Origin of the sequence: Methylobacterium sp. 190mf, assembly GCF_900107945.1 — a bacterium.
GTDB lineage: Bacteria > Pseudomonadota > Alphaproteobacteria > Rhizobiales > Beijerinckiaceae > Methylobacterium.
The window spans coordinates 20,688-33,024 of the sequence record NZ_FNVI01000029.1; the positions used below are offsets into that span (position 1 = coordinate 20,688).

The window sequence follows — 12,337 nt, forward strand, 5'->3', positions numbered from 1 at the left end:
GCCGTCAGCGCGGCGACCTGCGCCGGTCGCGTGTCAGGCGGTCGACGGCGAACTCCGCGGCGATGCCGATGACGGCACCCGCCAGCACGTCGGCGGGGAAGTGCGCCCCGCGGAGAACCTGCGCCGTGACGACGCCGGCCGCGGCGGCGTAGGACGGTCCCCTGATCTCCGGATAGGCGCGCGCGGCGGCGCACGCGACGGCGGTGCTCAGGGCGGAATGACCCGAGGGGAAGGATTGCCACGGACCGATGCCCGTTCCCGGCCATCCCCGCACGTAGACCCCCTCGTCCATCAGGACGTTCGGGCGCGTCCGATGCACCGCCCGCTTCAAGCTCGTCTTGACGACACCGGCCAGGAGACCGGCTTGCAGCATGTGCCGCCCCGCTTCTGCCATCCGGCGATCGCGCACCATGAGCCCCAGGACGAGGGTGCCGGCAGACAGCGAGAGCAGGGACTGCCAGCTCCCGATCTCGCTCGCCGTCCCCACCGTTCGAACGACGGGGTGGTCTTTCGCGCGTGCCAGCCCGACGCCGAGGGCGACGTCGGCCGCCTCGAATCGGTTGGCGGTGTCGCGTGCTCTGACGTCGGACGGGCTGTTCGGGGATCGCGCAAGCATGGCCATAAACGCGCCCGACGGGCGTTCGTTCGATGCGGCCTCCGCGAACGGCACCCGCCACCGCACCCGCGCCCGATCAGGGACGCGCGCCGCGTCGGCGAACTCACGGTCCGGACGGGAGAGGCCGTGATCGCCTGAACTCGGGCCCGGCGGATGGAGAGGATCGGCCAGGATCTGAGCCAGGATCTCAGTCAGGACCGGCGGAATCGGACATGCGGCTCGGCCCCGAATACCCGTCAGGCCGGCCCGGAGTTGACGGAATCGGACAGATTGGACAGGTTCCAGTGACTAACCTGTGTTACAGTCAGGGCGACGATGTCCACTGATCTCCCCCAGGGTAGAGTCACGTTCCGCGGCCGCGGTCTGGCCTTCGCGCACGGCGCCAAGCTGGTGCTGAAGGTCTGCCCTCTGTGCTCGCAGTGGAACGCGCCCCGGGCTGCCGACCTCGGGCAGTGCGGCTGGTGCGCCTACACCCCGTCCTGTCGCGACGTCGAACCCGCGCCGAGCCGCCACGACACCGACGTCACCTCGTGAGACCGCGGAGGCTCGGACCGGCGCGCGACGCCGCGCATCGCGACGGTGCGGGCGCGGCGTTCCGCACCGATGCCGGCATGCCCCGCGCCGTTCAGCTGTACTGAAGCTCGGCCCGCGCGCGGGAGAGCTTGCGCAGGATACGGCGGATGTGCTCGCGGAGCATGAGGGTCTCGTCCGTCGGGTTCTCTTCCGAAGCCATCGCCGACACATCCAAGACACTTACGGCCCGGTAGCGCATCCGCTCCTCCGCACGACATCACGACGTGTCCTAGCAGCTACTTTCAATTAACGCATCCATCATTTGATCGATTCCGCGCCTCTGCAGCGCGCAAGTTTACGTAGATTTCTCAATCGATGCCCTGATCGGGCCGCGCAATAGAGTTTCCACGTCCCTCGCTTCACCGATCTGGCTTGCGCACGAAATAATCCCGGCCCCGATCAGCTTCGGCCGCTCGGTCTCGTGGCAGACGGTGGCCGGCTCGACACAGACCGCGCGCGGGTTCGAAGGACTTCCCTGCCCCGCCGGCCGGGCGGCGCTCGGGATGCCGCGGACAGGGGGCGCTCTGGTCGAGCCGCGATGCCTTGAACGACGTGCCGAGATCCTGAGCGCGGCCGGATCGGCATCGGCTTTCCTGCGCTTTGGCCGCCCCGGAAGGAACTGATCTTCCGCTCTGCTACGACGCGCCGCCGCCGGGGCGCGGCCGGCGCGACGGACACCCCACCCCGGCGCCGGTCGTCCCGGACCTGCGCGTCCGCGCGGCCGCAGCGTTCGGCCGAGCGACCGTGATCGGGAGGTGCGCGCGTCCGGCGTCGCCCGCGCTAGGAATCCGCGGTCCGGCGCCCGATCTCGCTGTCGAGATACACGGACCAGTCCGACAAGGTCGTGAGCTGCGAGCCGAACATCTTGCTGACCTGGTAGTAGCCCAGGGCGCGATAGCTCTCGAACTGGCTCTCCGAGAACCACTGGTTGGCCGTGCTCTCGTGCGGGAAGGCCGGGCTGGTGGCGCCGTAGGCGCGGACTTCGGCGGGGATGTCGTCGAGGAAGCTCGGCTTGATGTAGATCAGCGAGGCCGCGTCGCGGCCCCCCGGATACGCGATCGTACCCCGCGCGTAGCCCAGCGCACCGGCACGCTTGCCCTCGCGCTCGATCGTCGCGCGGGGGAGAATGCGCATCTCGCCCATCTGGACCTTCGCCAGCCCGTCCACCTCGGCCTTCCGGATCACGTTGCCGAGGTCGAAGAACGTGCAGCGTTCGTCCTGGCCCGCGTCGATCACCACGATCCGCGCGCAGCGCCGCCGCAGCATCTCGTAGACGCCGAGATTGTCGAAATGGCCGCCATCCGAGAGGTAGATCGCCTGCCGGACATCGGTGCTGCGGCCGCCGAGCTCGCTCAGGAGCGCGAGCACGGAGTTCCTCGGCTTCGCGAGCTTGAGGTCGTCCCGGCGCGCCACCGCGGGGTTGGGCAGCCAGGCGCCGAGCCGGACGTTGAACAGGGTCATCAGGAACGCGATCAGGCGCGACGAGTGATAGCCCCAGTTCGGGCTGACCGCCGCCCCGGAGATCGTCAGCAGACCGCCCAGCAGCGGCCCTCGGCCCGCGCTGACACGGTCGCCCGGAGTCTCCATCCCGGCATATTGCGACGTGCGGATGTAGGCCCCGCGCGGGCCGACGGTGCCGGGCCGGTCGCGCGCCCTGTCGGCGCGGTCGAGGATCGCCGAGCCGCAGGCGAAGGGTGTCGCGGTGAACGAGGCGGCCTTCCGCTCCGCCCACTCGGTGTGGAGGAGATCCGTCAGATTGAGCGTCATGTTGACGACGGGCAGGAGCCGCTTCTCGGTCCCGAGATCGGCGATGCGCGGGCTGTCCTCCTCGTCGAAGTCCGTGAACGGATCGGCGTCGCGCCGCGTCCGCGCCGAGCCGAGGAAGCCCCGGGTCAGGCGGTTGCGGTAGACGCCGTGCATGGAGAAGCGGTTGACGTTGACGCGGCCGAACAGCCAGACGGCCCCGGCCAGGATTGCCGCCACCGCGACGTCCAGGATCACGATCATGCCGTAGGGGTTGATGCCGCAGACGGAGCCGGCATCCGCGCCGGTGTCCGCGCCGCCGAGCGCCCGGCGCGGCAGCAGGCAGTTGCCCCACCAATCGTGCGCCTGGCCGAGGAAGCGGCCGAGGCACCAGCCCATCAGGGCGAACAGGCTGATCCCGAAGACCGCCGCCATCGCGCTGAGGCCGATCATCACGAGGTCGTCCATGCGTCCCTTGGCGGCCAGGGACTGCGCGCGGACGAAGACCTGCTTGCCCAGGAAGGCGGCGGCCGGGCCGGTGGCGAGGGCGCCGAGCGCGCCGAACAGGGCGGGGATCTGCGCGTCCTGGCGGCCGAGGGCGTCGGCGGACAGGACGAGGCAGCACAGGCACAGGCCTGTCCAGCCCATCGCGGCCAGCAGGAACTGGCCGTCGACCCGCGCGACCCACTCGCGGTCGAGGTCGGCGCACTCGGCGCTCTTCCGGAACCCGATGAAGATGACGCTCTGGAGAAGGTGGATGACGATCAGCGCCGGCGGGGCCGCGACCGTCAGGATCTGAGAGACCTCGGCCTTCGCGGCGTCGAAGCCGGCAGCGGAGCCACCGACCAGCCAGCCGATGGACGCGTCGGCGCAGACGCAGATCAGCCCGGCCGAGACGAGGCTGCTGGCGAGCCAGGGACCGAGATTCCGCTCGTACAGCCAGAGGCCCGGATGGCCCTTCGAGGTCTGCCAGATCAGGCCGCTGAGATAGGCCGCGACCTGCACGGCGAAGTAGGCGAGGCCCAGGCGGCACAGGGAGAGGCCCGAGACCGGCAGCGGCTGCTCGAACAGCGCGCGGAGCGTGAACGGCAGCGCGAGGGCCCAGACGCAGGTCGGCGCGATGATGCAGGCCGCGATCCGCGCCGGGGACGCGTACGCCGTGACGCCGCCCGTCCGCGGCCGATGGCTCGGCAGGAGGGTGCAGGCGCTGAACGTCGCGACGAACAGCGCCGCGCTGCCGAGCACCAGGGGCAGCCACAGCGTGCTGCCGCTCGCAGCCTCGAGCGCCGTCCGGTAGGCGAGCAGCGCGAGGGGGACGAACAGCAGCAGCGGGAAGATGATCAACCAGTTGAGGATCGTGTTCCGGATGTAGAGAACGATGCCGGCCCAGGTGTCGCGCGACAGGATCCCGACCTCCGGGGTCAGGTAGTTCGTGTAGCGCCGCAGCTTGGCGAAGATCTCGTTGCCCGAGCCGCCGAGCTGGCGCTCGGCCTCGGCGATGCTGCCGCACTGACGGATGAACGTCTGCAACCAGCCGCCGGCGAAACCGCCCCCCGATACCGTCGACAGGTAGTGGAACTCGCCGAGCATCCGCCGGCTGGCCAGGGCCTGCAGTGCGCCGAGGCAGAAGGTGGCGCTGCGGATCCCGCCGCCGGACAGGCACAGGGCGGCGAGCCGGGCCTGGTCGGCCCGCGCCTGCCAGGGCGCGCGATCGCCGGGCTCCGGCGGCCCGCAGAAATGATCCATCTCCTCCGCGAGCGCCTGCTCGGTGTCGAGGAACCACGCGTCCCGGCCCGTCGTCAGGGCGGGCAGATGGTGGGGAGAGGCATCCGCCTGGATGTCCGCGACACTGGCGCTCATCGCTCCTCCTATCGCCCGCTATCGCCCGCTATCGCCCGCGCTGTGCCGGACCGTGCCGGACTGTGCGGTTCAGCCGCCGGGGCACGACAGCGACCGTGCCCCGGCCGTCCTGATCGGTGACCTCTCGAACATCTCCCCGCCCGATGTCGAAACAAGTGACGATAAAATTTTACGGGATCAGTAACCGCTATATAAACGACATCGAGAACAACGGTCGGGATAACAGGTTGCCCGAATCAGCATTGCGGCCGAGCAGGGGCGCCGCACCACCGAAGCTCGAAACTACCGGCGCGCCGACCCTCACAGAAAAACTGTATTCGAACATCATCCATTCGAATGACGCGCGCACGGGGATCGGCGTTTATTGAAATCGGCGAGACGCTTCGCGAAGGCAGGGTTCCCGCCATGTCCCAGGTGCGATCGTGACCCGCTCCCAGGCCGCCCGCCAGACTGCCCGCCACGCCGCCCGCGTCGTCGCGCTCACCGCGGCGATCCTGCTCCCGGCGCAGGCCGGATCGCGCGCCGCCGACCGAGGACCGACAGACGGGCCGGGTGACGGGCCGGCAGACGGGCCGAGCGACAGGCCGGACGGCACCCCGCACTTTCTCGAGCAATCCTGGACGCCGCAGGAGCGCGCGTGGTTCTACCGGGCGAGCCAGGGCTCGCAGATCATGCCGTATGCCTGGTTCATGTCCCTGGAGCGCCCGGACGACGACACGCTCTTCGTCGCGGACGGGCTCGCGCGCTTCGGCTACCTGCCGAACCCGTACGACGGGACGCGCGGATCGGACCGCAGCGGGCTCCCCATCGGGTTCGTGAAGGACGTCGACGATCGCGGCGAGTGGATCGGCCTGACCTGCGCCGCCTGCCACGTGAACCGGGTCGACCTGCGCGGTCGGTCGATCCTGATCGACGGCGGCCCGGCCGATGCCGACATGTTCGCCTTCATCGAGGAACTCGGCCGCGCCCTCGCGCGGACGCGCGACGACCCGGCGCGCTTCGAGCGCTTCGCCCGCCGCGTCATCCCGACGGAACTGTCGGCGCCGGGGACGGGCCCGTCCGAGCCCGACCGCCGCCGCCTGCGGGCCAGCCTGACGCGGCTGGCCGAGGACTTCTCCCGTTACGTCGCGTCGAGCCGGACCGCGGTGCCCTGGGGGCCGGCACGCCTCGACGCGTTCGGCATGATCTTCAACCGGGCGACGGGCATCGATCTGCGCGACCCGCACAACATCGCCCCGCCCGACGCGCCCGTCAGCTATCCGTTCCTGTGGGATACGTCGTGGCACGACCGGGTGCAGTGGAACGGCTCGGCCGCGAACGGGCTCGCCGTCGAGCGCCTGGGCCGGAATGTCGGCGAGGTGCTGGGGGTCTTCGCCCGCACCGACATCCGGGAGCCGACCCTGCCGCCGCTCTGGTTCGAGACCTCGGCGGACCGGGTCAACCTCCTGCGGATCGAGAACCAGCTGGGCGCCCTCACGGCGCCGGCCTGGCCCGACCGGATCGCGCCGCGCACCGAGGCGCAGGCCCGGGACGCCGCGGCCGGCAAGGTCCACTACGACCGGTACTGCCTGTCCTGCCACGCGATCGCCCCGACCGGCGCGAACCGCACGCTGACGGTGACCCTGACGCCGCTGGCGGAGATCGGGACCGACCCGAAGATGGCGACGAACGCCGTGTCCCGGCGCGCGCGGACCGGGATCCTCGAAGGGATCCGGATGCCGTTCCTCGCGACGACGCCGCCGCTGGCCGCCGAGACGAGCAGCCTCGAACTCGTGGCCACGCTCGTCGCCGGCGCGATCCTGGCGCCCCTCGACCGTGGACCGGACCCAGCGGGCGTCGGGGCGGACCAGACCGTCATCCTCGACCGGCTGCTCAAGCGCGGCACCGCCGCCCTCGAGGCCCGCAACGCGATGCTCGACGACGTCTCGACCGCCGGCGGCAAGGGCCTCGTCGCCGCGTTCGTCGGTGCGCGGAGAGACCGCGACCTCATGGTCTACAAGGCACGGCCGCTCAACGGCATCTGGGCGACGGGCCCGTACCTGCACAACGGCTCGGTGCCGAACCTGTACGAACTCCTGCTGCCGTCCAGCCGGCGATCCAGGACGTTCCGGGTCGGGAGCCGGGAGCTGGACGAGGACCGGATCGGGTTCCGGTCCGATCTCGGGCCGTTCCTGTTCGACACCGCGCTGCCGGGCAATGCCAATACCGGCCACGAGGGGCCGACCTACGGGACCGAGCAGCTCGACGACGCGCAGCGCCGGCAGCTCCTGGAGTATCTGCGAACCCTGTAGGCGAGCTCCGCGGTTTCGATTTCTATCTTATCAGTATTGATTTGTCGTTCGATTGCATCCGTAATGGAACAACCGATTTCGGCACCTGTCGGTCCGACCGGATGGCTGGAGATCTGACAACACTCAAGACTCGCACTCAGCGCGGAGCGTGGCCATGCAGGATCTCGAGGCGTATTCGGTTCTGGTGGGGTCGATCTACGACCGCGTCGGCCAGCCGGAGGAGTGGTCGGCGCTCCTGGAGGATCTGACCGATTTCGTCGGCGGCCGGGTCGGCCAGCTCGCCGTGTTCAGCCTCGACGGGAACCGCAAGCCGCTCTGGGCGGTGTCCGGCTTCGAGCGGTCGCGGTACCGCGAGTTCCTCTACCGGCACGCCACCGAGGATCCGCGCCTCCCCTACATCCTGTCGAACCAGGGCAAGGTCATCCGCGCCGAGGAGGGGGTCGACGCGGTGCAGTTCCGCGAGTCGGCCCTGTTCAAGGAGGTCGTCCAGCCCTTCGAGATCGAGCACAGCCTCGTCACCTACTTCGCCAAGGAAGCCGACGTCATGGCGACGCTCGCGGCGATGCGGGGCGAGGAGGGCGGCCCCTTCCGGTCCGACGAGGTCCGGCGCCTGGCGATGCTCGTCCCGCACCTGCGCCGGGCCTTCGAGCTGTACGCATTGATGCGGCAGGCCTCCGAGCGCACGTCCGATCTCGCCTCCGCCCTGGACCTGCTCGACGCCGCCGTGATCCTCACGGATTCCGACCTGCGCGTCGCGCACGCCAACCGCGCCGCCGAGGCGCTGGCGCGGTCCCGGACCGGCCTGTCCTTCGTGAAGGGCAGCCTCGTCCTCAAGGACAGCCAGACCGGGCGGCGGATCGCCCGCGCGGCCGGCGAGGCGCTCGCGGCCGCGAGCGGCGACGTCGCGATCACGCAGGCCGACCACATCACCGTGACCTGCGGCGAGAGCGGCATGCCCTACCGGGTGTCGCTGCACCCGCTGTCGAAGCGGCCGGCCGGCACCGGGTCGAAGGTGCGGGCCGAGCTGGCGATCGTGATCCGGACCGGGACCCCGAAGGTCCAGGGGAGCAACGCCGCGCGGCTGCAGAAGCTGTTCGGGCTGACCGTCGCCGAGTCGATCCTCGCCAACGCGGTCGCTTCGGGACGGTCCCTCGACGACCACGCCCAGGACCGCGGCATCGCGATCTCGACCGCCCGCACCCAGCTGCGCGCCCTGTTCGCCAAGACCGAGACGCACCGGCAGGGCGAGCTCGTGGCGCGCCTGCGCGAGGGGCTGGACGTCTCGCTCAACTGACCACCGGGCGTCGGGCCGGACGGCCCGCGCCGCTCCGCGAACGCCACAGGAGGTCGTGCATGCGCGCCGCCGCTCCCGAGACGCCCTGCCTCGCCTTCCTGGAGGCCCTGCCGGTGGCGGAGCGCTGGCAGCGCGCCCGGGACTGGATCGCCCGCGCGCCCCAGCCCTTCTTCGCGCAGCTGCGCGCGCGACGGACCGCCCTGGATTGCGGCGCGGCCATCCTCGTCGCCGGCCGCGCCGAGGTCGAGGAGATCCTGTCCCTGCCGCAGGTCTTCTCCGTCGCGCTCTACAAGCCCAAGATGGGCGAGTTCATGCTGGCGCTCGACGGCACGGAGGTGAATTACCGCGACAAGGCGGTCATGCGCGCCGTGCTGTCCTGGCGCGACCTCCCGGCGATCCGCGATCTGGCGGGCGCCGAGACCGACGCGGCCCTCGACGCGGGTCTCGACCAGGGCGGCGGATCCATCGACGTCGTGGCGTCGGTCTCGCGCCGCGTCCCGCTGCGGATCGTGCAGCGCTTCTTCGGGTTCGCGGCGCCCGATGCCGACCTGCTGCGCTGGTCGTACGCGAACCAGTTCGACCAGTTCAACAACCTCCCCTTCGACGAGCGCCCGGACGCCGACGCGATCCACGCGGCGGCGGATCTGGCGCGCCAGGAGATGCGGGCGGCCTTCGCCAGGATCATCCCGGCGCGCGTCGCGGCGATCGAGGCCGGCGCCGACCTGCCCGACGACGTCCTCACCCGGCTGCTCCGGCTGCACCTGCCGGCGGCGACCGGCTTCGGCATGGACCGCGTCGTCATCAACGTCGGCGGCCTGCTGATCGGGGCCATCGAGACCACGTCGGAGGCCGTGGTGCACGCCCTCGCGGAGCTCCTCGGCCGGCCGCAGATCCTCGCGGCGGCCCGCGCGGCCGCCCGGACCGGACCCGCCGCCTTCGACGGCTACGTGTGGGAGGCGCTGCGCTTCGCGCCGATCGTCGCCTTCATGTTCCGCCAGGCGGAGACCGACCACGTGCTCGGCCGGGGCAGCCCGGCCGAGAGCGGGATCGCCAAGGGCCGGGTCGTCCTGCCCCTCAGCCTGTCGGCGATGTTCGACGCGACCGGCGTGCCCGACCCGGACCGCTTCGACCCGGCCCGCCCGGAGCAGACCTATCTCCATTTCGGCCGGGGCCATCACGAGTGCCTCGGCCGCTACGTGGCGGGCGCGATGGTCCCGGAGATCGTTCGCCGCATCCTCCTGCGCGACGCCGTGCGGGCCGAGGGCGCGGTCGAGGACGGGGGCACGCCGTTCCCGACCGCGTTCCGGATCTCCTGCGCCGGCCGGCCGGCGGGGGCCGCCGGGCCCGGTTAGCCCGGCGCGCGCGGGACGTCGCCGACACCGCACCCGGTCCCTCCGTCGCGAGCCCGGGCGGCGCGCGACCGCGCGCGCCCGGATCCGGGGCGTCGCCCGGAGCCCCGCCCGATCGGCGCCCGGCCGCGCGCAGGTGCCGGCCGTCCCATCAAGGCTTCGTCACCGCAGAGCCCGGAGCATCGACATGGCATCCTTCCAGGATTTTCAGGACGGCTACGAGCGGACCTGGGCGTCGCTCCAGATCCGGCCGGAGAAGCTCGCGACCGTGCGCAAGCTCGCGCAGCAGCTCGCCGCCGGCAAGCCGCGCTACCAGGAGATCGAGGCGCGCACCGGCGTGCCCTGGTGGTTCATCGGGCTCTGCCACTACCGGGAATCAGCCTTCGATTTCGACACGTATCTCGGCAACGGACAGAAGCTCGGACGGCGCACCACGATCGTCCCGAAGGGGCGCGGGCCGTTCACGGGGCCGCAGGCCTTCGTCGAAGGGGCGGTCGACGCGCTGCGCCTCCAGGGCCTGGTCGGGCTCGGCGACTGGAGCGTCGCGCGGGCCCTCTACCGGCTCGAGGGCTTCAACGGCTACGGCTACCACGGCCGGGGCGTGAACTCGCCGTATCTCTGGGGCGGATCGACGGCCTACGGGCCGCCGGGCGCGCGGCGGCAAGTTCGTGCGCGACCACGTGTTCGACCCGAACGTGGTCGACACGCAGATCGGCACCGCGGTGATCCTGCGGAGCCTCATCGACCTCGACGCGACGGTCGCGCTCGCGGCGCCGCGCGCCGTCGAGGCGGCCGTGTCCCGCGAGCCCGACGACGAACTCGCCGACAGCACGCTCTGGGTCCAGCAATCGCTCAATCGCCTCGGCGCGACGCCGCCCCTCGTCGAGGACGGCCGGAACGGGCCGCGGACCATGACGGCCGTCGCGACGTTCCAGGCGCGGTGCGGTCTGGACGATACCGGCCTCGCGGACGCGCGCACGATCGCCGCCATCCAGGAGGCGCTGCGGCCGGCGGCGCCGGACCACGCGGTGCTGACGCGGATCCAGGACCTGGAGCGACAGCTCGCCGCGCGGGCGGTCACCCCGATGCAGCCCGCCCCGATGCAACCTGCCTCGATGCCCCCGGTGGTGATCGCGCCGGCCGCGCCGCCCGCCGACGTCGCGGCGCGGCTCGACGAGTTCCTCCAGGCCCTGCGCCGACAGATCGACGGTGCGCGCCTCCCGACCGCCCCGATCTTGCCCGGCCCGCCCGCGGCGCGTCCCGACGGCGCGGTCCTCGGGCCGGTCAACGGCGCGCTCGGGCAGACGATCGGGCAGCTGCTCTCCGGCAAGAAGTCGGCGATCGGCATCATCGGCGCCGTCGCCACGCAGATCCTGTCCCAGGTGCCGCTCAACACCGGTCTCGGGCAGGTGCTCGCACAGCTCACGCCCGCCTTCGGGCTGAGCCCCTACACGATGCCGATCTTCATCGGGCTGACGGCGTGGGGCGCGCTCGGGAAGTTCGAGAAGTGGAACGCACGCGCGGGGCAGGCGACCCCGTAGCGCGCGGCGGGCTCCCGGGAAGTCCGGCGCTCACGACGCGCCGCGCCCGCTCACTCGGCGAGCACGAAGGCGAGGCCGAGGATCGCCACCAGCAGAGCCCCGCCCGCGAGCTCCTCGCGCGGCTCCTCTGCGAAACGCGCGGACCGGCTCGCGCTGGCGATCCCAGCTGCGGCGAGCCCGATGATCAGGAAGCCGAGGCCGAGCAGATCGGTCGTCTGAACGGACGGTAGCATCGGTGGTCCTCCGTCAGAGGTGCCTCTCACCCCTCTGGCCAAACCCAGTGCGCCTCGACATGCGCGATCAGCCCGAGCGCGTGATCGCGAACGAGGATCGCGGCCCGATCCGCGTCGCGTGCCTGCAAGGCGGCGATGATGGCGGCATGCTCGCGCATCGAGTCCTCGAGCCTCCCGGCCCGATGGAGGAAGGCCGACCGGATCGCCCGCATGTGAATGAACAGGTTGGTCGTCATCTCGACCATCAACCCGCAGCCGCCGAGACGGATGATCGTCCGATGGAAGTCGAGGTTGGCCTCGTCGTAGGCCTTCAGATGGTCGGGCAGAGTCGCGATATCGAACGCCTCGAAGGCCCTGCCGAGCGCGCGGAGATCGGCATCCTCGGCGTTCCGTGCGGCGGCATGGGCCGCCATGCCTTCGAGCGCGGCCCAGACGGTGATCATCTCGACGATCTCGCGCTTGTTCTTGCGCGTCACGAAGAGGCCGCGGCGCGGCACCGTGGACACGAAGCCCTCCCGCTCCAGGAGCGTCAGGGCTTCCCGGACCGGCGTGCGGCTGATGCCGAGATCCTGCGCGATCTGGTGTTCGTGCAGCCGGATCTGCGCCGATCCGGCGTAGAGATCCATCGCCAGGATCGATTGCTTGATGCTGTCGTAGGCCTGTTCACGCAGACTCAGGGTCTGTCCGATCGAGGCTAGACCCAGAGAGGTCTCGGAAGGCTGCAGCACAGTCGAACTCCGGGAACGCGAGAATGGATTCTGGCCTCAGGTCCTGGAATGGCGCCGAGCGTGGCCGGGCTATCGCGTGAGAGCGAGGCGCCAGGACAGCCGCCCCTCG

Annotated in this window: 9 protein-coding genes; 5 read left to right on the top strand and 4 right to left on the bottom strand. The window is 71.2% G+C overall.

From position 1 onward, the window contains the following. Nucleotides 1–4: 4 nt before the first annotated feature. Nucleotides 5–670, bottom strand: coding sequence for a phosphatase PAP2 family protein (locus C4T42_RS26355; RefSeq protein WP_234083264.1), 666 nt, complete (start codon nt 668–670; stop codon nt 5–7). A 261-nt stretch (nt 671–931) separates the two neighbouring features. Between C4T42_RS26355 and C4T42_RS26360 the strand changes: the two genes are divergently transcribed. Continuing rightward, nucleotides 932–1,150 carry a hypothetical protein gene (locus C4T42_RS26360; RefSeq protein WP_020095876.1) on the top strand — a complete coding sequence of 73 codons (219 nt, stop codon included), beginning with the start codon at nt 932–934 and terminating at the stop codon, nt 1,148–1,150. Between the two features lie 819 nt (nt 1,151–1,969). On the opposite strand, the gene C4T42_RS26365 is transcribed toward C4T42_RS26360, so the two are convergent. Next, nucleotides 1,970–4,792 (bottom strand): hypothetical protein, encoded by a 2,823-nt coding sequence (locus C4T42_RS26365; RefSeq protein ID WP_020095874.1) that lies wholly within the window; start codon nt 4,790–4,792, stop codon nt 1,970–1,972. Between the two features lie 422 nt (nt 4,793–5,214). On the opposite strand from C4T42_RS26365, the gene C4T42_RS26370 reads away from it, so the two are divergent. From C4T42_RS26370 to C4T42_RS32895, 4 genes are all read left to right on the top strand, one after another. Next, on the top strand, nt 5,215–7,083 hold the full coding sequence (locus C4T42_RS26370) for a di-heme-cytochrome C peroxidase (RefSeq protein WP_020095873.1): 1,869 nt from the start codon (nt 5,215–5,217) through the stop codon (nt 7,081–7,083). 154 nt (nt 7,084–7,237) lie between these two features. Then, on the top strand, nt 7,238–8,377 hold the full coding sequence (locus C4T42_RS26375) for a helix-turn-helix transcriptional regulator (RefSeq protein WP_020095872.1): 1,140 nt from the start codon (nt 7,238–7,240) through the stop codon (nt 8,375–8,377). 59 nt (nt 8,378–8,436) lie between these two features. Next, the gene (locus C4T42_RS26380; protein WP_020095871.1) at nt 8,437–9,729 is read left to right on the top strand and encodes a cytochrome P450; all 1,293 of its coding nucleotides are present in this window, start codon (nt 8,437–8,439) and stop codon (nt 9,727–9,729) included. A 665-nt stretch (nt 9,730–10,394) separates the two neighbouring features. Beyond that, nucleotides 10,395–11,267 (top strand): peptidoglycan-binding domain-containing protein, encoded by an 873-nt coding sequence (locus C4T42_RS32895; RefSeq protein WP_348529877.1) that lies wholly within the window; start codon nt 10,395–10,397, stop codon nt 11,265–11,267. A 50-nt stretch (nt 11,268–11,317) separates the two neighbouring features. Here C4T42_RS32895 and C4T42_RS26390 read toward each other — a convergent pair whose 3' ends face one another. Together C4T42_RS26390 and C4T42_RS26395 are read right to left on the bottom strand one after the other, a co-directional pair. Continuing rightward, on the bottom strand, nt 11,318–11,500 hold the full coding sequence (locus C4T42_RS26390) for a hypothetical protein (protein ID WP_020095869.1): 183 nt from the start codon (nt 11,498–11,500) through the stop codon (nt 11,318–11,320). A gap of 26 nt (nt 11,501–11,526) precedes the next feature. Continuing rightward, nucleotides 11,527–12,228 (bottom strand): GntR family transcriptional regulator, encoded by a 702-nt coding sequence (locus C4T42_RS26395; protein WP_020095868.1) that lies wholly within the window; start codon nt 12,226–12,228, stop codon nt 11,527–11,529. Between the last annotated feature and the right edge of the window lie 109 nt (nt 12,229–12,337).